Below are 19,328 nucleotides of genomic sequence, written 5' to 3'. Positions count from 1 at the left end.
AGTATTCAGCCCGTCCGGCGATTGAGGACGCGCCCGAAGGGCGCTGGGGTCCGGGGTCTCCCCGGTTTCGGGAAGGGGCGGGTAGGGGAAAAAGCCCGCCGCAGGCGCCACAAACCCGCACAAAGCAACGGCGAGCAACCCGAACCCACCGCCCCCATCACTCGTGCGTATTCGCCGCCTCAACCTCTTCCCGCGTCACGCCCAACAGATAAAGCACCGTGTCCAGGAACGGCACATTCACCGCCGTATGCGCAGCCTCCCGCACCACCGGCTTCGCGTTGAAGGCCACCCCCAGCCCCGCCGCGTTCAGCATGTCCAGATCGTTCGCACCGTCACCGATCGCCACCGTCTGCGCGAGCGGAACCCCCGCTTCCGCGGCGAAGCGGCGCAGGAGGCGGGCCTTGCCGGCGCGGTCCACGATCTCGCCGGTGACCCGGCCGGTCAGGCGGCCGTCGACGACCTCAAGGGTGTTCGCCGAGGCGAAGTCCAGGCCGAGCCGCTCCCGCAGGTCGTCCGTGACCTGAGTGAACCCGCCCGAGACCACGCCCACCTGATAGCCGAGCCGCTTGAGCGTACGGATCAGGGTGCGGGCGCCGGGAGTGAGCCGGACCTCGGCCCGTACCTTGTCCACCACGGACTCGTCGAGCCCGGCCAGCAGCGCCACCCGGGCGTGCAGCGACTGCTCGAAGTCCAGCTCGCCGCGCATCGCCTGCGCGGTCACCTCCGCGACCTCCGCCTCGCACCCGGCGTGCGCCGCGAACAGCTCGATGACCTCGTCCTGGATCAGCGTCGAGTCGACGTCCATCACGATCAGGCGCTGCGCCCGCCGCTGGAGCCCGGCCGCCACGACCGCCACATCCACCCCACGCGCCGCGGCCTCCATGGCCAGCGCGGTCCGCAGGGACTCGGTCTCCGCGCCGGAGACGGCGAACTCGACTGCCGTGACGGGGTACTTGGCGAGCCGGAAGATGCGGTCGATGTTGCCGCCGGTGCCGGTGATCCGGGCCGCGATCGCGGCCGTCGACTCGGCGGTCAGCGGGTGGCCGAGCACCGTGACATGGGAACGCCCCGTGCCACGCGGCCTGTTGTCGCCCCGGCCCGAGATGATCTCCGCCTGGAGGTGCAGCGAATCCGCCCAACTGTGCACCGTCGCCCGCAGCTCACCTTCCATCGGCCCCCCGCCCGACGGGGCGGTGACCAGCGCGCAGAGGGTGATGCGCCCTCGGGTGACGACCTGCTCGATGTCGACGACGTCGACGGCGAACGCGGCGAGCGTGTCGAACAGCCCGGCGGTGATGCCCGGCCGGTCCTTCCCGAAGATCTTGACGAGGAGGGTGGGTTCGTCGTCGCCGGTGACGGCGGTGGCAGGCGAGGTCTGCGATGCGCTCATGGTGGTCCCACCGTATCCGGCCCCGCGGGGGATCCGTACACCTGTCCCGCCGACCGGACGGCGAAGAACAGGGCTACGGCGCGTTAACTCTGTCCGTCCGGCCGCCCGGGCGGAGCTCCGGGCGGCCGTCCCGGAGGCGGCGGGCCCTCTCCGGGGGCGGGCGCACCGTAGCCGTACCCCCGGCGCGGCCGGGGCGGTGGCTTGGGCATCGCCGGCTGCGTCGGCGCGGTGTAGGGGCTGTCGGCCTGGGGGCTCCCTGGCTCCCGCATGTACGGATTCGTCTCGTCCCGCGCGGGTCGCCTGTACGGGTTCGTCTCGTCCCGCGCGGGCCGGTGGACCGGTGAAGGGTTGTAAGGGCCCGGCAGATAGGCCAGGTCAGGGTACGTACGGGCACCCGCGCGCCCGCCGCCGGGCCGCACCGCGCGCCTTCCCGCCGCCCCCACCGCGCAGGCCAGCAGGCCCCCCGCCGCCCCGGCGGCCGTGCCCCACAGCGCGCCCAGGCCCAGGGCCATCGGAGCGTCGCCCGTCAGCTCCAGGCCCGCCCCGGCGGCGTCGAAGCCCAGGACCGACAGGCCCGCGTCCGCCCTGACGCGGGTCGCCAGCACCAGCAGCGGCAGCGCGAGCGCGGTCGCCACGCCCAGTGACACCGCGCAGCGCCCCGCGAAGGCCAGGAGGCCCAGCTCGCCCCGGGGCGTGCGGACCGCGGTGAGCACCCCCGCCGCGAGGATCAGCAGCGCGCAGGCGAACCCCAGCAGCCACGCCCGGCTGTCGAGCTCCGCGAGCCGCCCCAAGGTCACCGGCTCGTCGGCCCTGGCGTTGAGCAGGTCGTCCAGCGGCGACGGCAGCACCTGGACGAGCGCGCCGGTGGCCGTGCCCCGCCAGGAGACCAGGAGCCCCAGCGGCACCCCGAGCCACACCCCGTTCGGTGTCCCGAGCAGCGCCGCGCCCAGCACCCGCCCGGGGTGGGCGTCGACCGTCGCCGCGTAGACCGCCGCCGCCAGCCCCGCGCCGACCGCGAGGACCAGCACCGTGCACAGCGCCGAGACCGCCGGGCGCACGCCCCGGTGCAGCACCTCCCAGCGGCGCGGCAGCGGTGCGCGCCGGGCGGCCAGCACGGTGATCAGCAGGACGCCGAGCACCCACACCGCCCCGCCGAGCAGCGAGGGGCCGGTCCGCACGGAGAAGCCCACCGACGCCTTGGCCCGCGCCAGCCCGGCGAGCCGGTCCGGCAGCCCGCCGCCGATGTTCCCGATGTCCCCGAGCCCCGGGATCACCAGGCCACCACCGCCGTTCGTGCCACCGAGGCCGAGCCCGCTGCCGTCGATCGTGACCGTGTCCGAGCCCACCCAGGCCAGCCCGCCGAGCAGCAGCAGGAAGAGCACGGCCACCGTGCCCGCCCGCAGGGCGAGTTCGCGCGGCGGCAGCGTGGCACCGGCGGTGCGCAGCGACCGCGCGAAGACCAGGCCCAGCAGGAGCGCGCCCGCCAGGCTCACGCCCAGTGGCGCGATTTCGATGGCGCTGTGCGCCGCGGCGCCCTTCAGACCGAAGGCTTCGAGATCGCCCGAAGGAGTGACGGAGCCGCCCACCGCGAGGACGACGGCGGCCGCGGTCATCGGACCCAATGCACCCGCCGTATCCGCACCGAGTAAATGCAGCCCGAGCGCCGCAATTCCCGCCATAGCAAGAAAAGCCCAGCTCACAGCGGCTATTGAGGTAAGAATCAGTTCCGCAGTGGAGAGGGAGCCGATCCTGCGCCCACGCCTTTTCCCGATCATCACGGACCCCCCGATCCCACCGCGCTGCCCGGATCCGCATGATCCGTACGTATCCGTGGTGGTAACCACTCTCAGGGTGTGTTTCGGGTCCGTCAACGGCGCTCGTCGAGGGGTCGCGCCCGTCCCCGACTTTCGGTTCGGGGACTGTGCCTGAAATAGTTCCTCCCGATGTTCGCCATCCCTAGACTCCCTGTGCAGGGGGCTCATCGGGGGACAAGTAGTGGGGCATGGAGTGCCGGAACTCGTACTGGAATTGAATGGACAGACCTGGACGCTCGATCCGTCCCGGTCGTACACCCTGGGGCGCGATCCGCAGGGTGACATGGTCTTGCAGGACGCTCGCGTCTCATGGAGGCACGCCACCGTGCGGTGGGGCGGGCGTGGCTGGGTCATCGAGGACCACGGCAGCACCAATGGCACATACGTGCAGGGGCAGCGGATCCACCAGATGGAAATCGGCCCAGGTTCGACCGTGCACCTGGGCAACGCGACGGACGGCCCGCGGCTGAATCTCGCCGCCGCCGGTGCCGGTGCCGGCGTCGGAGCCCCCGCCCCGGATCTCTACAGCGCGCAGACCGCGATGGCCGCCCCGCCGGCTCCGGCGCACCACCAGCCGCCGCAGCACCAGCAACCCGGGGCCGGCTGGCAGCAGCCGCAGCCTCCCTACCAGCAGCAAGGGCAGGACGCCTGGCAGCAGCACCAGCAGCAGCCGCACCAGCAGCAGCCGCAGGCGTATGTCCCGCAGCAGGCGCCGGAGCCCGCGCAGCAGCCGCCGGCGCACGGTGGCACCCCGCCGCAGGGCGGCGGCGCCCCGCCGGTCTACGGCGACCGCAGCCCGACCAGCTTCCACCAGATGGCCGTCGGCCGCGGTGTGATGCGCATCGGCCGTGCCCTGGAGAACGAGCTGGTCGTCTCCGACCTCCAGGTCTCCCGGCACCACGCCGAGTTCCGGGCCACCGGTGACGGCCGCTTCGAGATCGTCGACCTCGGCAGCCACAACGGCACCTATGTCAACGGCCAGCCGGTCAGCCGGCAGCTCATCGGCCCCCACGACATCGTCGGTGTCGGCCACTCCACCTTCCGCCTGGTCGGCGACCGGCTGGAGGAGTTCGTCGACACCGGCGACGTCTCCTTCTCCGCCCGCCACCTGACGGTCACGGTCGACGGCGGCAAGCAGATCCTCAAGGACGTCTCCTTCGGCGTCCCCGAGAAGTCCCTGATCGCCGTCATCGGCCCGTCCGGCTCCGGCAAGTCCACCCTGCTCAAGGCGCTCACCGGCTACCGCCCGGCCAACGAGGGCGACGTCCTCTACGACAACCGCAATCTCTACAAGCAGTTCGCCGAGCTGCGCCAGCGCATCGGTCTGGTCCCGCAGGACGACATCCTGCACAAGGAACTCACCGTCCGTAAGGCGCTGCGCTACGCGGCCAAGCTCCGCTTCCCCGGCGACACCGCGGCCTCCGAGCGCGAGGCCCGGATAGGCGAGGTGCTGACCGAGCTCAAGCTCGACATCCACGCGGAGAAGAAGGTCACCTCCCTCTCCGGCGGTCAGCGCAAGCGCGTCTCCGTCGCCCTGGAACTGCTCACCAAGCCGTCCCTGATCTTCCTGGACGAGCCCACCTCCGGCCTCGACCCGGGCATGGACCGAGATGTGATGCAGCTGCTCCGCGGCCTCGCCGACGACGGCCGCACGGTCCTGGTGGTCACCCACTCCGTCGCCGAGCTCGCGATCTGCGACAAGCTGCTGGTCATGGCGCCGGGCGGCTCCGTCGCCTACTTCGGGCCGCCCGAGGAGGCGCTCAACTTCTTCGGCTACGACACCTGGGCGGACGTCTTCTCCGCCTTCGAGAACTACCGCGACTACGACTGGTCGGGCCGCTGGCGCGGCTCGCAGCACTACCAGATGTACGCCGCGGACATCGACGCCGTCGCCCCGCAGTCCGTACACGTCCAGCCGCAGATGGTCCGCCCGCCCAAGCCGCAGAGCTGGGGCTCCCAGCTGTGGACCCTGATGCGCCGGTACATCTCGGTCATCGCCTCGGACCGCGGCTTCATGGGCCTGATGCTGGTCCTGCCCGCGGTGCTCGGCGGGGTGAGCTGTGTGATCCCCTCCGACTTCGGCCTCGCGCCCCCGGACAAGGGCCACTTCAACCAGGACGCCGGCACGATCATCCTGATCCTCGCGGTCGGCATGTGCTTCTCCGGAGCCGCCAACTCCGTGCGCGAGCTGATCAAGGAACGGGTCATCTACGAACGGGAACGCGCCGTCGGCCTGTCCCGCTCCGCGTATCTGATGTCCAAGGTCGTCGTCCTCGGCGCGATCACCGCGGTGCAGGCCGTCCTCATCTGCGCCATCGGCTTCTCGGTCCGCAAGCTGCCCGAGCAGGGCCTGATCCTCACCTCCGTGCCCGCGGTCGAGCTCTGCCTCGTGATCACCGCGCTCGGCTTCACCTGCATGATGATCGGCCTCGTGATCTCCTCCCTGGTGAAGACCAGCGAGAAGACCATGCCGCTGCTGGTGATGTTCGCGATCGTCCAGGTCGTCTTCACCGGCATCATGTTCAAGATCTACGATTCGCCCGGCATCGAGCAGTTCGCCTGGCTGATGCCGGCCCGCTGGGCCATCGGCGGCCTCGCCGCGACGCTGGACCTGTCGCACATCATGGCGCCGATGGACAAGAACGACCGCAACAACGTCGACCCGCTGTGGGCGCACACCGCGAGCCAGTGGGGCATCGACGTGGTCGTCCTCATCGCCCTCGGCGTCCTCTGCGGCTTCGCGGTCGTCCGGCTGCTGCGCCGCCACGAGCCCGAGGTCATGCGCAAGTAACGCCACCCCCACGAACGCCGAAGGGCGGCACCCGGACCGGGTGCCGCCCTTCGGCGTTCGTGCTGTCCGTCGAGGCCGCTCAGTAGGCGGAGTTGACGTTGTCCATCGAGCCGTACACCTTGGCCGCGTAGTTGCAGGCGGCGGTGATGTTGGCGACCGGGTCGTAGATGTCCCAGGAGGTGCCGTCGACGTGGTACGCCTTGAAGGTCGGGTCGATCACCTGGAGCAGACCCTTGGAGGGGATGCCCGCGGCGGCGTTGGAGTCCCAGTTGTTGATCGCCTGGGGGTTGCCCGTCGACTCACGCATGATGTTGCGCTTGATGCCGTCGTAGGTGCCGGGGATGCCCTTGGCGCGCATGATGTCGAGCGCCTCGTTGATCCAGCCGTCGAGGTTGTTGGCGTAGGTCTTCTTCGCGGGGGCCGGGGCGGGGGCGGCCTGGACCGGCTTGCGCTCCTCGGAACGGCTCGCGGCCTCCTTGTCGGCCCGCTCCTTGTCGGCCTTCGCCTTGGCGTCGGCCTCGGCCTTCTGCTTGGCCTCGGCCTCGCTCTTCGCCAGCTTGGCGGCGTTGTCCGACTGCTTGCCGAGCTGCTCCTGCTGGTCCTGCACGCCGAGGGCGGAGGCGCTCCACGCGACGGGCTTGACCGCGATCGACTGGGTGTCGGCGTCGGCCTTGCCGCCGGGGACGGCCGCGAACGCCAGGGCTGCGACACCCGCCGCGGCGATGCCGGCGGCGGAGAACTTGTGGACCTTCGTCAGACGGCTATAGCCGGAGATGGGGGAGCGCATGCTGAGCTGAACCTCTTCCAATCGCTTGAGTCGCAGTGGCCCGGATCGGCGCGTTCGAATGAGCGCCGCGTCTCGATCGACGGCGCCCTGCGACTGGGCAATTGTTAGCGGCCGCAAAATGCTGTGGCAAAGGTGTGACGTACTACCCGGCTTCGTTGCGGAGGGGCTCGCGCGGGGGTGCCGGAACAGGGCGGAATCGCCCCGGCTACCCGCTTACGGCGGCCTTACACATCCACTAGTCCGGGTCGTAGGTGATCTGCGTCCTATGCCGGGGCTCACACCGGGGACAGCCGTGCCTCACCCGGTGTGAGCGCCCTGGAGCTTTGCGTATGTGATCGTTTGCTCAGATCTCCACCAGCACCTGGTCCAGGCTCTTGCGGACCAGGTCCGGCACTTCGCAGTCCGTGGCCGGATACCCGACCGGGATCACCGCAAACGCCTTCTCGTTCACCGGCCGCCCCAGCACCTCGGACAGGAACCGCATCGGGCTCGGCGTGTGCACCAGGGCCGCCAGCCCCGACAGGTGCAGCGCCGAGAGCAGCATCCCGACCGCGATGCCCACCGACTCGTCCACGTAGTAGTGCTTGCGCTTGTCACCGCCCGCGCCCAGCCAGTACCGCTGCTGGAAGACGACGATCAGGGCGGGCGCGTCCGTCAGGTGCGGCTTGACCTCGTCCGTGCCCAGCGGCCGCAGCGCCGCCAGCCACTCCTCGCCCAGCCGCCCGTCGTAGGAGATCCGTTCCTCCTCCTCGGCGGCCGCGCGGATCCGCCGCCGCACCTCGGGATCCTTCACCAGGACGAACGTCCACGGCTGCTGGTGCGCCCCGGAGGGCGCGGTGGCCGCGCACGCGATCGCGTCCCTGACCACCTGCTCCGGCACCGGGTCCGTGGAGAACTGCCGTACGGTCCTGCGCCGGTCCATCCGCTCGCGCAGCTCGGCGGCGCGGGCCAGGGACTCGGCGGCGGGCATCCGCTCGGGGCGATAGGGCACCGGCCGGTAGGGATCGCCGTGGGTCGGTGTCCACTGTGTCGTTGGTATAGACATGCTCCGAGTCTGGTCCGCGACGGCGGCCGTGCGGGGCGGATCGCGGAAATCGCCCGCCGACCTCTCCGCATCCACCGGCCCGGACCGGCCCGGATCAGGGACCGACCAGGGCGGATCGGGGGGCGGACCGGGACCTCCGACCTAGGCCGCCGGTCCGGGGCCCGGGCCTCCGGCGGCCCGATACGCCCCCTGACCCACCTCGGTACCGTGACCACATGACCACCGGCCCACGCTCCGGCCTCACCGCCGTGAGCACCGCGCTCCTCGCCATGAGCAGGCACCTCCAGGTGCACGACGTCCTCAAGACGATCGTCGTCTCCGCCCGCGAACTCCTGGACGCCGAGTACGCCGCGCTCGGCGTGCCGGACGACCACGGCGGCTTCGCGCAGTTCGTCGTCGACGGCGTCAGCGAGGAGCAGTGGAAGGCCATCGGGCCGCTGCCCCGGCAGCACGGCATCCTCGCCGCGATGCTCCACGACGCCACCCCGCAGCGCCTCGGCGACGTCCGCGAGGACCCCCGCTTCGAGGGCTGGCCGGAGGCCCACCCCGACATGAGCGACTTCATCGGCATGCCCGTCGCCGACGGCGAGGAGATCCTCGGCGCCCTCTTCCTCGCCAACAAGAGGTGTCCCAAGCCGGCCGGCGGCTGCGCCTTCACCACGGAGGACGAGGAGCTCCTCGGCGTCCTCGCCCAGCACGCCGCCATAGCCCTCACCAACGCCCGGCTCTACGAGCGCAGCCGCGAGCTCACCATCGCCGGGGAGCGCGCCCGCCTCGCCCACGAGCTGCACGACGCCGTGGCCCAGAAGCTCTTCTCCCTGCGCCTGACCGCCCAGGCCGCCACCGCGCTCGTCGACCGCGACCCCGCGCGCGCCAAGGACGAGCTGCACGAGGTGGCCCGGCTCGCCGCCGAGGCCGCCGACGAGCTGCGCGCCGCCGTGGTGGAGCTGCGCCCCGCGGGCCTCGACGAGGACGGGCTCGTCGCCACCCTGCGCACCCAGGTCCAGGTCCTGGACCGGGCCCACACGGCCCACGTCACCTTCGCCTCCCACGGCGTACGGGCCCTGCCGGCCGCCCAGGAGGAGGCGCTGCTGCGCGTCGCCCAGGAGGCCCTGCACAACGCCCTGCGGCACTCCGGCGCCGAGCACGTGGACGTCACCCTCACCCGCGTCGGCCAGGGCGCCGGGCTGTGCGTCACCGACGACGGCCGTGGCTTCGAGCCCGGCACCGTCCGCCGGGCGGGCCGCCACCTCGGACTCGTGTCCATGCGCGACCGGGCGGCCGGTGTCGGCGGCAGTCTGACCGTTACCTCGGCGCCCGGGAAGGGCACCGCGATCGAGATGGAGGTGCCAGGTGGCTGAGGAAAGCGCGATCCGGGTGCTGCTGGTCGACGACCACCAGGTGGTCCGCCGGGGCCTGCGGACGTTCCTGGAGGTCCAGGACGACATCGAGGTGGTCGGGGAGGCCGCCGACGGTGCCGAGGGCGTGGAGCGGGCCGAGGAGCTGCGCCCCGACGTCGTCCTCATGGACGTGAAGATGCCCGGCACCGACGGCATCGAGGCGCTCCGCAGGCTCCGGGAGCTCGACAACCCCGCCCGGGTGCTGATCGTCACCAGCTTCACCGAGCAGCGGACCGTGATCCCCGCCCTGCGGGCCGGCGCGGCGGGCTATGTCTACAAGGACGTGGACCCCGAGGCCCTCGCCGGTGCGATCAGGTCCGTGCACGCCGGGCACGTCCTGCTGCAGCCCGAGGTGGCGGGCGCCCTGCTGTCCCAGGAGGAAGCGGGCAACGGCCAGGGGAGAGGCAACGCGCTCACCGAGCGCGAGCGGGAGGTGCTCGCCCTGATCGCCGACGGCCGGTCCAACCGCGAGATCGCCCGCGCCCTCGTCCTGTCCGAGAAGACTGTCAAGACCCACGTGTCGAACATCCTGATGAAGCTGGACCTCGCCGACCGCACCCAGGCGGCCCTGTGGGCGGTCCGACATGGCATCGGAGCCTGATCGCGGGTAAGCGGAACGTCGTCTTCAGATCAGAGATTCATACGGTCGTGTGGTGGTCCACCTGGCCCCGCAACCTGACCGTCCGTGACCCGTTTTCCATGGCGTACCGCGGCGGCTGGCCGTGGCAACGTTCCAGGAAGGTCATCAGAAGAGTGAAGAACATGAAGAAGGCCGCTGCTGTCACGATCGCCATCGGCGGTCTCGCGCTCGCGGGCGCCGGTGCGGCCTCCGCCAACTCGGCCGAGGGCAAGGCGGAGCAGTCCCCCGGCGTCGCCTCCGGCAACGTCGTCCAGGTGCCGGTCGGCGTGGACCTGAACGCCTGCGGCAACACCGTCAGCGTCGTGGGCGTGCTCAACCCGGCGTCCGGGAACCTCTGCGTCAACAAGTAGTCGACGTATCGTCTGCCCGGCTCCGCGCGGCTGCGGGTCCGGGCAGACGGGGGCGATCACTCGTCCGAATGAGGGCAAACACCGCCGATGGCCGTGCCATCGGCGGTGCGCTGGCGTTCATATCTACGCGACCCCGCGGCTGGGGTCGTCAAGGACATCAGCAGAAGGAAGACCCCTCCATGAACAGTGCCAAGAAGGTTGCCCTCGTCCTGGCCGCGACGGGCATGGCGCTCGGCGCCTCCGTCGGCGCCGCCGGCGCCCACGACTTCGACGGCGCCCTCGCCGACGGCGTCGCCAAGGGTTCGCCCGGCATCATCTCCGGCAATGTCATCCAGATCCCGGTGCAGGTGCCGCTCAACGTCTGCGGCAACACCATCGACATCCTGCTCGCGATCCTGAACCCGACGTTCGGCAACACCTGCGTCAACTCCTGATTCGACGCGCGCCGCCTCAGGGACCGGCAAGGCCCCGCGATCCTCGCGGGGCCTTGCCGCTGCCCTCGGGTGTCCTCAGGGTTTTTCAGACCCGCCGCTCGACCATCGCGTTGTACGCCGCCACCTGTGCCCGCCGGGCGACCCGCTCCACCGGTCGCAGCGCCTGGGCCCGCGCCGTCATCTCCGACGCGCTGACCGCACCGCCGTGCTCACGGCCCTGGCCGTCCCCCGGCGCGTACGCGATCGAGATCAGCGCGCCCACCCGCTGCGCCAGCTCCAGCACCCGCACCGCGCGCGGCGGATATCCGGGAGCGAGCACCTCGCGGCCCCGCTCGGCCCGTGCGCGATAGGCCTCCAACGCAGCCTGGGCCACCGGGCCCGAGCCCGCCACATCCAGCCGGGTGAGCGCCTCGGTCGCGTCGCGCAGCGCCTCCGCCAGCTCCCGCTCGGCCTCGCCGAGCGAGGGCACGTCCGCGGGCGGGGCCTCGCGCACGGGCAGGCAGTGCCACACCACCTCCACGTGCACATCACCGGCCGGGCCCGCCTCGTAGACCTCCGGCACAAGGCCCAGGGCGGCACCGCACGCGATGACCGCCTCCTCGGCCTCCAGGGCCCGCGCGTTGAACTCCGGCGGCCCGCTGAGGCCCAGCGGATGGCCGGGCACCGGCAGTGCGAGGCGCAGCCCCGTCGCCCCGAGCGCGCGGAGCCGGCCGAGAGCCAGCGTCAGGCCGACCGGCCCGGACTCCCCGGGCAGACCGGTGACGCGGTGCACGGCGTCGTCACCCGTGATCCGGTGCGCGGCGTCATCGGGAGAGGTGAATCCGGCAATGAGGGCATTTCCCCACGCAGTGAGCCGTCCTGAACGGTGTTCGTCGAGCATGGCCCCAGCCTAAGGACCGGCACCGACAACGGGTGGCGTAAGTTCTTCCCTGGGGGCTGTCCCTGGGGGCTTGGCCTTACAGGCGCAAGCGACGACGACACTGCAATGGGAGACAACGCGCTCATGAGCGAAGTGCTGGAACTGGTGGACGTATCCGTGGTCCGCGAGGGCCGGGCTCTGGTGGACCAGGTCTCCTGGTCGGTCAAGGAAGGGGAGCGCTGGGTCATCCTCGGCCCCAACGGCGCCGGCAAGACCACCCTCCTCAATGTCGCCTCCAGCTATCTCTTCCCCACCACGGGCACCGTCAAGGTCCTGGGGGAGAAGCTCGGCGCGGTCGACGTCTTCGAGCTCCGCCCCCGCATCGGCGTGGCCGGCATCGCCCTCGCCGACAAGCTGCCGCGCAGCCAGACCGTCCTGCAGACGGTCCTCACCGCCGCCTACGGCATGACGGCCACCTGGCAGGAGGACTACGAGGAGGTCGACGAGCAGCGCGCCCGCGCCTTCCTCGACGTCCTCGGCATGACGGAGTATCTGGACCGGAAGTTCGGCACCCTCTCCGAGGGCGAGCGCAAGCGCACCCTCATCGCCCGCGCGATGATGACCGACCCCGAGCTGCTGCTCCTCGACGAGCCCGCCGCCGGCCTCGACCTCGGCGGCCGCGAGGACCTCGTGCGCCGCCTCGGCCGCCTCGCCCGCGACCCCCTCGCCCCCTCGATGCTCATGGTCACCCACCACGTCGAGGAGATCCCGCCGGGCTTCACCCACGTCCTGATGATCCGTCAGGGCAAGGTGCTCGCCGCCGGCCCCGTCGAGCTCGAGCTCACCTCCCGCAATCTCTCCCACTGCTTCGGCCTCCCCCTGGTCGTCGAGCGTCAGGGACAGCGCTGGACGGCCCAGGGCCTGCCCCTCTCCTGACCCCTCGTCCCACCGCGCGCCCGTCCCCGCGCACTGTCCGGCGGCCGCCGCCACGCCTACCATGAACACGTGGACACATGGGTGTGGTGGCTGGTCGCCGCCGTCGGACTGGGCATTCCGCTCGTCGTCACCGCGATGCCCGAGTTCGGCATGCTCGCCGTCGGAGCCGTGGCCGCCGCCGTCACCGACCGGCTCGGGGGCGGTGCCGTCAGCCAGTTCGTCGTCTTCGCCGTCGTCTCGGTCGCCCTCATCGCCGTCGTCCGCCCGATCGCCAACCGCCACCGCTCCCAGCGCCCCGCCCTGGAGACCGGCGTCGACGCCCTGAAGGGCCGCCAGGCGATCGTCCTGGAGCGGGTCGACGGCAACGGCGGCCGCATCAAGCTCGCCGGCGAGATCTGGTCCGCGCGCTCCTACGACGCCGAGCGCAGCTACGAGGCGGGCCAGCAGGTGGACGTCGTCGAGATCGACGGCGCGACGGCCCTCGTGCTGTGACCGCCGCCGACCGCCCCCGCGCCACGGCGGGGCACACCCGGAAACGACCCGCGCACGGCTTGATATGCCCTCATTACCTGCACGGCGACGCCGCGTTCTGAAAGACTTCACCGGAGAGATCAACACCGACAGGCACGGGGAGCCACGATGGAACCGATCATCATCGTCCTGATCATCTTGGTGGTGCTCGTCTTCATCGCCCTCATGAAGACGGTCCAGGTGATCCCACAGGCCAGCGCCGCCATCGTCGAGCGCTTCGGCCGCTACACCCGGACCCTCAACGCCGGTCTGAACATCGTCGTCCCCTTCATCGACTCCATCCGCAACCGCATCGACCTCCGCGAGCAGGTCGTGCCGTTCCCGCCGCAGCCGGTGATCACCCAGGACAACCTCGTCGTCAACATCGACACCGTCATCTACTACCAGGTGACCGACGCGCGCGCCGCGACGTACGAGGTCTCCAGCTTCATCCAGGCCATCGAGCAGCTCACCGTCACCACCCTGCGCAACATCATCGGTGGCATGGACCTGGAGCGGACCCTGACCTCCCGTGAGGAGATCAACGCGGCTCTGCGCGGCGTGCTCGACGAGGCCACCGGCAAGTGGGGCATCCGCGTCAACCGCGTCGAGCTCAAGGCGATCGAGCCGCCCACCTCCATCCAGGACTCGATGGAGAAGCAGATGCGCGCCGACCGTGACAAGCGCGCCGCGATCCTCACCGCCGAGGGCATCCGGCAGTCCCAGATCCTGACCGCCGAGGGTGAGAAGCAGTCCGCGATCCTGCGCGCCGAGGGTGAGGCCAAGGCCGCCGCCCTGCGCGCCGAGGGCGAGGCCCAGGCGATCCGCACGGTCTTCGAGTCCATCCACGCCGGCGACCCCGACGAGAAGCTGCTCTCCTACCAGTACCTCCAGATGCTGCCGAAGATCGCCGAAGGTGACGCCAACAAGCTCTGGATCGTGCCCAGCGAGATCGGCGACGCGCTCAAGGGCCTGAGCGGCGCCGTCGGGAACTTCGGCCCCATGGGCCCGTCGCGCTCCGGCGGCGGCCAGAGCCCGAAGGTCACCAAGGAGACCCCCCGCCGGGAGCAGCCGCCCATCGACTGACGCCCGGCTCCGCGCCAGGTCAGCGACCCTCGACGGACGCCGGACCCTTCCTGCATGATCAGTAAGGCCCCTCGACCCCCTCAGGGCGGGGAGGCGACACACTGACCATGAAGGAGATGGCCTTGTCCATCTGGGAAGCACTCGCGATCTTCGCCGCAGGCATCGGCGCGGGCACCATCAACACCATCGTCGGCTCCGGCACCCTCTTCACCTTCCCGGTGCTCCTCGCCGTCGGCCTCCCCCCGATCACCGCGAACGTCTCCAACACCCTCGGCCTCGTCAGCGGCAACGTCAGCGGCGCCATCGGCTACCGCCGCGAACTGCGCGGCCAGCGCCGCCGCGTCCTCCGCTTCGGTCTCACCGCCCTGATCGGCGGCCTCGCCGGAGCGATCCTGCTGCTCGCGCTCCCCTCCAGGGCCTTCGACACGATCGTGCCCGCCCTCATCGGCCTCGCACTGCTCCTCGTCGTCCTCCAGCCCCGGCTCGCCCGGGCACTCGCCCGCCGCCGCGAACGCAACGGCACCGCCGACGCCCCCACCGACGGCGGCGTCGCCCTCCTCCTCGGCCTCCTGCTGGCCAGCGCCTACGGCGGTTACTTCGGCGCGGCCCAGGGCGTCCTCTACCTCTCCCTGATGGGCCTGCTGCTCCGCGACGACCTCCAGCGCGTCAACGCCCTCAAGAATGTCCTCGCCGTCGTCGTCAACGGCGTCGCCGCGCTCTTCTTCCTCTTCGTCGCCGACTTCGACTGGACCGCCGTGCTCCTCATCGCCGCCGGCTCCACCCTCGGCGGCCAGCTGGGCGCCAGGATCGGGCGCCGTCTGCCGCCCACCGCGCTGCGCGGCGTCATCGTCGTGGTCGGCGTCGTGGCCATCGCGCAGATGCTGCTGAAGCACTGACGAAAACGGTGAGGGGCCGGGGGGACAGTCCCCCCGGCCCCTCACCGCTCAGACGGACACCGCCACCCGGCCCGCCAGCCACTCCGGCAACCCCTCCCGCGCGCCCAGCGCGAGCACGAGCGCGTCCGCCGGGGTCGGCTCGAACGGCGCGGCCAGCAACCGCATCCCCGCCTGCTCCGGCGTACGGTCCGCCTTGCGGTGGTTGTCCTCCGCGCACGCCGCGACCGTGTTCAGCCAGCTGTCCTCGCCCCCGCGCGAGCGCGGCACCACGTGGTCCACCGTCGTCGCCCGCCGGCCGCAGTACGCGCACCGGTGCCCGTCCCGCACCAGCACCCCGCGCCGCGACCACGGAGCCCGTCTTCGGAACGGCACCCGTACGTACCGGCGGAGCCTGATCACCTGAGGCACCGGAACCTCGACCGCCGACGCCCGGACCCGCCGTCCCGGCCGCGCCTGCTCGACCACGGCCTTGCCCTGGAGCACGAGCACCACCGCACGCCGCAGCGACACCGTCGCCAACGGCTCGAAACTCGCATTGAGCACCAACGTCTCCCGCATCGCACACCTCCCGGCCCGTCCCCGCCCCAGCGGCAAAGATGGCTCAACTGTGCCCCTGGACAGATCGGCAGACAACGTAATTTCGGTGCGATGAAAGGGAGTTGAAGAACAAGGAAAACGGGGGGGGGACGCTCCGGACCCTTCCCCCGTGTGTCACAGGGCCCGGAGCGTACGACAGCGGACGCGGCCGCCCGGCGCGATGCCGGCCTCCGGCAGGCGGCCGGCGCACGCGCGCCCCGCCGCCCCCGCCACTGCGGTGTCCACTGTCCGACGGCCATGCGGAGCCGTCAGCCACGCACCACTGTGCGATCCGGGGCGGCGGGGCGCAACGGATTTTCCGGTCGGCCCCGCCGGTACGGGCCTCAGCCGGCGGCCGGCGCCTCGTACTCACCGATCAACTGCGCCCGGCCCAGGGTGTGGAAGCGCAGGTTGAAGCCCACGACCGCGGGCGACGCGTCGGCGTCCGGGCCCAGCTTCTCCTTGTCCACCGCGTAGACCGTGAACACGTAGCGGTGCGGGCCGTCGCCGGGCGGCGGGGCGGCACCGCCGAAGTCCCGCGTGCCGTAGTCGTTGCGCGCGTGGACGGCGCCCTCGGGCAGCCCCTTCAGCTCACCGCTGCCCGCCCCGGCCGGCAGTTCCGTCACCGACACCGGAAGGTCGAACAGCACCCAGTGCCAGAAGCCGCTGCCGGTCGGCGCGTCCGGGTCGAAGCACGTCACGGCGAAGCTCTTCGTGCCCTCCGGGAACCCCTCCCAGCGCAACTGCGGCGAGAGATTGCCCCCGGAGAAGACCTGGGCGTCGCCCAGCGTCCCACCGGGCGTCAGATCATCGCTCACCACCGTGAACGAGGCCACCGGCGGGTGGAATTCATGGGGGAGCGGCGGTCGCTTCTGCTCGGGCACTTCGGTGCCTCCTTCTGCGCGCGGACGATGAAACCGCCAGCCTAACCAGGCACCGCCCGCGCGGGCTGCGACCATACGGAGTGTGCTCCGACAGCTTCTTCTCTCCCGCCGACGACCGGCCGGGCGCGCCCTGCGCGCGCTGACCGCCCTCCTCGCCGCCCTGCCCCTGCTCCTGCTGCCCGCCTGCTCGTCCGGCGGCCACAAGAGCGGGAAGACGACCTCGACCGCGAGCCCGGCGCGCGACACCCCGGGCTCCGCCGGGGCCCCCGCCTGGGCGAAGGGCATGCGGACGATCACCCCGGACCGGCTGCCCCCCGAGGCCCGCAAGACCCTCGAACTCATCGACAAGGGCGGCCCCTTCCCGTACGACAAGGACGGCACCGTCTTCGGCAACTACGAGAACCGGCTGCCGAAGCAGGCCCGCGGTTACTACCACGAGTACACCGTCCCCACCCCCGGCTCCCGCACCCGCGGCGCGCGCCGCATCATCACCGGGAACCACGCCGAGCGCTTCTACACCGGCGACCACTACGAGACCTTCGAAGCGGTGGTAAAACCATGACCGGCCCACTGCCCGCACCCGGCCTCACCGGCCTCTTCATCGGCACCGTCCCGCCGGGGCTCTACCGGCTGCCGCCCACCGAGACCGCATCCCGCGTCATCTCGCTCGCCGCCGAGGCCGACTGGCGGACGGCCACCGTGCCGCTGGGGGGAGTGACGGGCAAGGCCGGTTTCCTCGACCGCTGCGCGACCGCCCTCGACTTCCCCCAGTGGTTCGGCCACAACTGGGACGCCCTCGCCGACTGCCTCACCGACCTCTCCTGGTGGCGCGACGAGAGCAAGGCCCGCGGCTACCTCCTCCTCGCGGAGGGCTGGGACGCCTTCCGCGAGGCGGCCCCCGAGGACGCCCGCACGGCGGAGGCGGTCCTCGGCGACGCCGTCGACTACTGGGCCGACGGCGAGTCACCTCTCGCGGTCCTGCTCGGCTGACCTCGCACCCGCCGTACGGACCGGTCTCCTTCCGGCCCGTACGGCGCGGGCGACGGCCCCGGTCAGAACCAGTTGCGCCCGCCGCCGACCTCCGCGAGCCACTGGTGGAGGTAGGCGGCCCAGTCCGTCTGTCCGTACGACGACAGGTCGACGGTGAACGAGCGGTATGTGTCACTGCCCTCGCTGAAGAGCCCGGACTTCTTGTCCATCTCCAGCACCACATCCATCTCGCGGTCGTCCGCGACGAACGACAGCTCGACCTCCTCCAGGCCGCGGTACTGCGACGGCACCCGGAACTCGATCTCCTGATAGAAGGGCAGCCGCTGCCGCGTCCCGGAGATATGGCCCTGCTCCAGATCCGCGCTCTTGAACGCGAAGCCCAGCCGGCCGAACGCGTCGAGGATCGCCTGCTGAGCGGGGAGCGGATGCACGTGCACCGGATCCAGGTCGCTGGAGTCCACGGCCCGGGCGATCGCCAGATGAGTGGTGACACCGACCCGCATGCCGGTCAGGTGCCGCCCCAGGAAGGTCGTCACCGGCGTCTCCCAAGGCACCTCCAGCCCGAACGGCACCACGTGCACCGCACCGGCCTGCACCTCGAAGGCGCCACCCAGCTGCACACGGGTGAATTCGACGTCCTTCTTGTACTCCTCCTCGCCGCCCTCGACCTCCACCCGGGCCTGGAGCCCCACGGACAGCCCCTGGATCCGCTGCGCGACCGAACCGCCCTCGATCCGCACCTCGCCCTGGACGACCCCGCCGGGGAGGACGTTCTCCTCGAACAGCACCGTCTCGACCGAAGCACCCCCGGCCCCCAGACTCGCCAGCAGCTTCTTGAACCCCATGCCCCTCTTCTTCCTCCCCGAGCCCGCCCGTCTCACGGGCCCTTCCAGTACGCTCGATCAGCATGATCGCCGCGCCTGACCGTATGCCAATCGCCCGGCACTTCTTCGACCGTCCCGTGCTGGAGGTCGCCCCCGACCTGCTCGGCCGCACCCTCGTACGGACCAGCCCGGCCGGATCGATCGAGCTCCGCATCACGGAGGTCGAGGCATACGCGGGCCAGGCGGACCCCGGCTCGCACGCCTACCGCGGCCGTACCGAGCGGAACGCCGCGATGTTCGGACCCCCGGGTCATGCGTACGTCTACTTCATCTACGGCATGTGGTTCAGCCTGAACCTCGTCTGCGGCCCGGAAGGCACGGCGAGCGGAGTCCTGCTGCGGGCCGGCGAGGTACTCAAGGGCGCGGAGCTCGCCCGCGAGCGACGCCCGAAGGCACGGAAGGACCGCGAACTCGCCCAGGGCCCGGCACGCCTGGCCACGGCGCTCGACGTCGACCGCAGCCTCAACGGCGCCGATCTCTGCGCGGGCCCCGACGCACCGCTGTCCCTCCTCACGGGCCACCCGATCCACCCCGGCCGGCTGCGCAGCGGCCCCCGGACGGGAGTGGGCGGCGAGGGCGCGACCCACCCGTGGCGCTTCTGGGCGGACGGCGACCCGACGGTCAGTCCCTACCGCGCACATGTGCCGCGCCACCGGGGCAAGAGGGACGCGTAGGAACGGTGCTTGACTCCGGGCCGCGGAAGACCTAACGTAGCCCGAGCCGCTTGAGACGGACGGCGCCTTGTGCGCGGACCGGTCGGCGGCACAACCACTACTGACGAGGACCACCCCGGATCGGGGTCTTATTTCGCTGTGCCGAAATATGACTCGATCGGCTCGATTAGGAGCCGCACGGGAAAGCCGCTAAAGTGGTGGACACGCCGGAAGGCGCGAGAAACCCCGCTCCAACAGGGGGCCGGAAATGAATTCCGAACCGACTGCTTCTTCTGGAAGCGGGGGGCACGGAAAACGGATCTGGTAAGGTTGGAAACACGAAATACCGAAGGGAAGCGCCCGGAGGAAAGCCCGAGAGGGTGAGTACAAAGGAAGCGTCCGT

The 19,328-nt window shown here is 71.3% G+C and carries 20 protein-coding genes; 12 read left to right on the top strand and 8 right to left on the bottom strand.

Translation table 11 applies throughout. The features are described 5' to 3' along the window. Positions 1 to 157: 157 nt before the first annotated feature. Complete coding sequence (gene serB / locus ACZ4A5_RS24170) at positions 158 to 1,390, bottom strand: phosphoserine phosphatase SerB (protein WP_467587899.1); 1,233 nt, start codon at positions 1,388 to 1,390, stop codon at positions 158 to 160. An 83-nt stretch (positions 1,391 to 1,473) separates the two neighbouring features. Beyond that, complete coding sequence (locus ACZ4A5_RS24165; RefSeq protein ID WP_467587896.1) at positions 1,474 to 3,165, bottom strand: streptophobe family protein; 1,692 nt, start codon at positions 3,163 to 3,165, stop codon at positions 1,474 to 1,476. 220 nt (positions 3,166 to 3,385) lie between these two features. Here ACZ4A5_RS24165 and ACZ4A5_RS24160 point away from each other — a divergent pair, with 220 nt between their 5' ends. Continuing rightward, the gene (locus ACZ4A5_RS24160; protein ID WP_467587894.1) at positions 3,386 to 5,995 is read left to right on the top strand and encodes an ABC transporter ATP-binding protein/permease; all 2,610 of its coding nucleotides are present in this window, start codon (positions 3,386 to 3,388) and stop codon (positions 5,993 to 5,995) included. Between the two features lie 79 nt (positions 5,996 to 6,074). Here the strand turns inward: ACZ4A5_RS24160 and ACZ4A5_RS24155 are convergent, their stop codons facing one another. Both ACZ4A5_RS24155 and ACZ4A5_RS24150 read right to left on the bottom strand, forming a co-directional pair. Continuing rightward, on the bottom strand, positions 6,075 to 6,782 hold the full coding sequence (locus ACZ4A5_RS24155; RefSeq protein WP_467587891.1) for a transglycosylase SLT domain-containing protein: 708 nt from the start codon (positions 6,780 to 6,782) through the stop codon (positions 6,075 to 6,077). Positions 6,783 to 7,125: 343 nt separating this feature from the next. Further along, entirely contained in the window at positions 7,126 to 7,827 is a 702-nt protein-coding gene (locus ACZ4A5_RS24150; RefSeq protein WP_467587888.1) for a nitroreductase family protein, read from the bottom strand. 215 nt (positions 7,828 to 8,042) lie between these two features. Here ACZ4A5_RS24150 and ACZ4A5_RS24145 point away from each other — a divergent pair, with 215 nt between their 5' ends. The 4 genes from ACZ4A5_RS24145 (at position 8,043) to ACZ4A5_RS24130 (ending at position 10,651) form a co-directional block, all read left to right on the top strand. Continuing rightward, on the top strand, positions 8,043 to 9,188 hold the full coding sequence (locus tag ACZ4A5_RS24145) for a GAF domain-containing sensor histidine kinase (protein WP_467587883.1): 1,146 nt from the start codon (positions 8,043 to 8,045) through the stop codon (positions 9,186 to 9,188). Then, positions 9,181 to 9,828, top strand: a complete 648-nt coding sequence (locus ACZ4A5_RS24140) for a response regulator (RefSeq protein WP_467587880.1) — start codon at positions 9,181 to 9,183, stop codon at positions 9,826 to 9,828. Before ACZ4A5_RS24145 ends, ACZ4A5_RS24140 begins: the two co-directional genes overlap by 8 nt. Before the next feature lie 152 nt (positions 9,829 to 9,980). Further along, positions 9,981 to 10,217, top strand: a complete 237-nt coding sequence (locus tag ACZ4A5_RS24135) for a chaplin (protein WP_467587877.1) — start codon at positions 9,981 to 9,983, stop codon at positions 10,215 to 10,217. A gap of 179 nt (positions 10,218 to 10,396) precedes the next feature. Further along, positions 10,397 to 10,651 carry a chaplin gene (locus ACZ4A5_RS24130; RefSeq protein WP_467587874.1) on the top strand — a complete coding sequence of 85 codons (255 nt, stop codon included), beginning with the start codon at positions 10,397 to 10,399 and terminating at the stop codon, positions 10,649 to 10,651. Positions 10,652 to 10,736: 85 nt separating this feature from the next. Here ACZ4A5_RS24130 and ACZ4A5_RS24125 read toward each other — a convergent pair whose 3' ends face one another. After that, positions 10,737 to 11,531 carry a hypothetical protein gene (locus tag ACZ4A5_RS24125; RefSeq protein WP_467587871.1) on the bottom strand — a complete coding sequence of 265 codons (795 nt, stop codon included), beginning with the start codon at positions 11,529 to 11,531 and terminating at the stop codon, positions 10,737 to 10,739. 123 nt (positions 11,532 to 11,654) lie between these two features. Between ACZ4A5_RS24125 and ACZ4A5_RS24120 the strand changes: the two genes are divergently transcribed. The 4 genes from ACZ4A5_RS24120 (at position 11,655) to ACZ4A5_RS24105 (ending at position 14,938) form a co-directional block, all read left to right on the top strand. After that, positions 11,655 to 12,446, top strand: a complete 792-nt coding sequence (locus ACZ4A5_RS24120) for an ABC transporter ATP-binding protein (RefSeq protein ID WP_366007904.1) — start codon at positions 11,655 to 11,657, stop codon at positions 12,444 to 12,446. 69 nt (positions 12,447 to 12,515) lie between these two features. Then, the gene (locus ACZ4A5_RS24115) at positions 12,516 to 12,938 is read left to right on the top strand and encodes an NfeD family protein (protein WP_398867054.1); all 423 of its coding nucleotides are present in this window, start codon (positions 12,516 to 12,518) and stop codon (positions 12,936 to 12,938) included. Between the two features lie 147 nt (positions 12,939 to 13,085). Next, positions 13,086 to 14,042: an SPFH domain-containing protein gene (locus ACZ4A5_RS24110; RefSeq protein ID WP_467587864.1), complete on the top strand. Its 957-nt coding sequence runs from the start codon at positions 13,086 to 13,088 to the stop codon at positions 14,040 to 14,042. Positions 14,043 to 14,164: 122 nt separating this feature from the next. Then, positions 14,165 to 14,938, top strand: coding sequence for a sulfite exporter TauE/SafE family protein (locus ACZ4A5_RS24105; RefSeq protein WP_467587861.1), 774 nt, complete (start codon positions 14,165 to 14,167; stop codon positions 14,936 to 14,938). Between the two features lie 48 nt (positions 14,939 to 14,986). On the opposite strand, the gene ACZ4A5_RS24100 is transcribed toward ACZ4A5_RS24105, so the two are convergent. Continuing rightward, positions 14,987 to 15,496 (bottom strand): HNH endonuclease, encoded by a 510-nt coding sequence (locus ACZ4A5_RS24100; RefSeq protein WP_467587858.1) that lies wholly within the window; start codon positions 15,494 to 15,496, stop codon positions 14,987 to 14,989. Positions 15,497 to 15,858: 362 nt separating this feature from the next. Further along, positions 15,859 to 16,398, bottom strand: a complete 540-nt coding sequence (locus ACZ4A5_RS24095; RefSeq protein ID WP_467587855.1) for a YbhB/YbcL family Raf kinase inhibitor-like protein — start codon at positions 16,396 to 16,398, stop codon at positions 15,859 to 15,861. An 82-nt stretch (positions 16,399 to 16,480) separates the two neighbouring features. Here ACZ4A5_RS24095 and ACZ4A5_RS24090 point away from each other — a divergent pair, with 82 nt between their 5' ends. Both ACZ4A5_RS24090 and ACZ4A5_RS24085 read left to right on the top strand, forming a co-directional pair. Then, complete coding sequence (locus tag ACZ4A5_RS24090) at positions 16,481 to 16,960, top strand: guanyl-specific ribonuclease (protein WP_467587850.1); 480 nt, start codon at positions 16,481 to 16,483, stop codon at positions 16,958 to 16,960. After that, on the top strand, positions 16,957 to 17,388 hold the full coding sequence (locus ACZ4A5_RS24085; RefSeq protein WP_467587847.1) for a barstar family protein: 432 nt from the start codon (positions 16,957 to 16,959) through the stop codon (positions 17,386 to 17,388). The genes ACZ4A5_RS24090 and ACZ4A5_RS24085 overlap by 4 nt, the downstream gene beginning before the upstream one ends. A 62-nt stretch (positions 17,389 to 17,450) precedes the next feature. Here ACZ4A5_RS24085 and ACZ4A5_RS24080 read toward each other — a convergent pair whose 3' ends face one another. After that, positions 17,451 to 18,233, bottom strand: a complete 783-nt coding sequence (locus tag ACZ4A5_RS24080; RefSeq protein WP_467587844.1) for a sporulation protein — start codon at positions 18,231 to 18,233, stop codon at positions 17,451 to 17,453. A gap of 62 nt (positions 18,234 to 18,295) precedes the next feature. On the opposite strand from ACZ4A5_RS24080, the gene ACZ4A5_RS24075 reads away from it, so the two are divergent. Then, a complete protein-coding gene (locus ACZ4A5_RS24075) occupies positions 18,296 to 18,946 on the top strand; it encodes a DNA-3-methyladenine glycosylase (RefSeq protein WP_467587839.1) in 651 nt (216 codons plus the stop codon). Positions 18,947 to 19,328 lie beyond the last annotated feature (382 nt).

It is taken from the genome of Streptomyces sp. NPDC025618, from assembly GCF_055558795.1.
Note: the sequence above shows the minus strand (reverse complement) of the source record. Positions and strands in the feature narration are given on the sequence as shown.

Excerpts from the sequence above, each read along its gene's own strand:
- ACZ4A5_RS24075 (WP_467587839.1), top strand. The coding sequence starts at position 18,296 with ATGATCGCCGCGCCTGACCGTATGCCAATCGCCCGGCACTTCTTCGAC.
- ACZ4A5_RS24150 (WP_467587888.1), bottom strand. The coding sequence starts at position 7,827 with ATGTCTATACCAACGACACAGTGGACACCGACCCACGGCGATCCCTAC.
- ACZ4A5_RS24100 (WP_467587858.1), bottom strand. The coding sequence starts at position 15,496 with ATGCGGGAGACGTTGGTGCTCAATGCGAGTTTCGAGCCGTTGGCGACG.
- ACZ4A5_RS24145 (WP_467587883.1), top strand. The coding sequence starts at position 8,043 with ATGACCACCGGCCCACGCTCCGGCCTCACCGCCGTGAGCACCGCGCTC.
- ACZ4A5_RS24110 (WP_467587864.1), top strand. The coding sequence starts at position 13,086 with ATGGAACCGATCATCATCGTCCTGATCATCTTGGTGGTGCTCGTCTTC.
- ACZ4A5_RS24080 (WP_467587844.1), bottom strand. The coding sequence starts at position 18,233 with ATGGGGTTCAAGAAGCTGCTGGCGAGTCTGGGGGCCGGGGGTGCTTCG.
- ACZ4A5_RS24165 (WP_467587896.1), bottom strand. The coding sequence starts at position 3,165 with ATGATCGGGAAAAGGCGTGGGCGCAGGATCGGCTCCCTCTCCACTGCG.
- ACZ4A5_RS24120 (WP_366007904.1), top strand. The coding sequence starts at position 11,655 with ATGAGCGAAGTGCTGGAACTGGTGGACGTATCCGTGGTCCGCGAGGGC.
- ACZ4A5_RS24125 (WP_467587871.1), bottom strand. The coding sequence starts at position 11,531 with ATGCTCGACGAACACCGTTCAGGACGGCTCACTGCGTGGGGAAATGCC.
- ACZ4A5_RS24130 (WP_467587874.1), top strand. The coding sequence starts at position 10,397 with ATGAACAGTGCCAAGAAGGTTGCCCTCGTCCTGGCCGCGACGGGCATG.
- ACZ4A5_RS24155 (WP_467587891.1), bottom strand. The coding sequence starts at position 6,782 with ATGCGCTCCCCCATCTCCGGCTATAGCCGTCTGACGAAGGTCCACAAG.
- ACZ4A5_RS24085 (WP_467587847.1), top strand. The coding sequence starts at position 16,957 with ATGACCGGCCCACTGCCCGCACCCGGCCTCACCGGCCTCTTCATCGGC.
- serB (WP_467587899.1), bottom strand. The coding sequence starts at position 1,390 with ATGAGCGCATCGCAGACCTCGCCTGCCACCGCCGTCACCGGCGACGAC.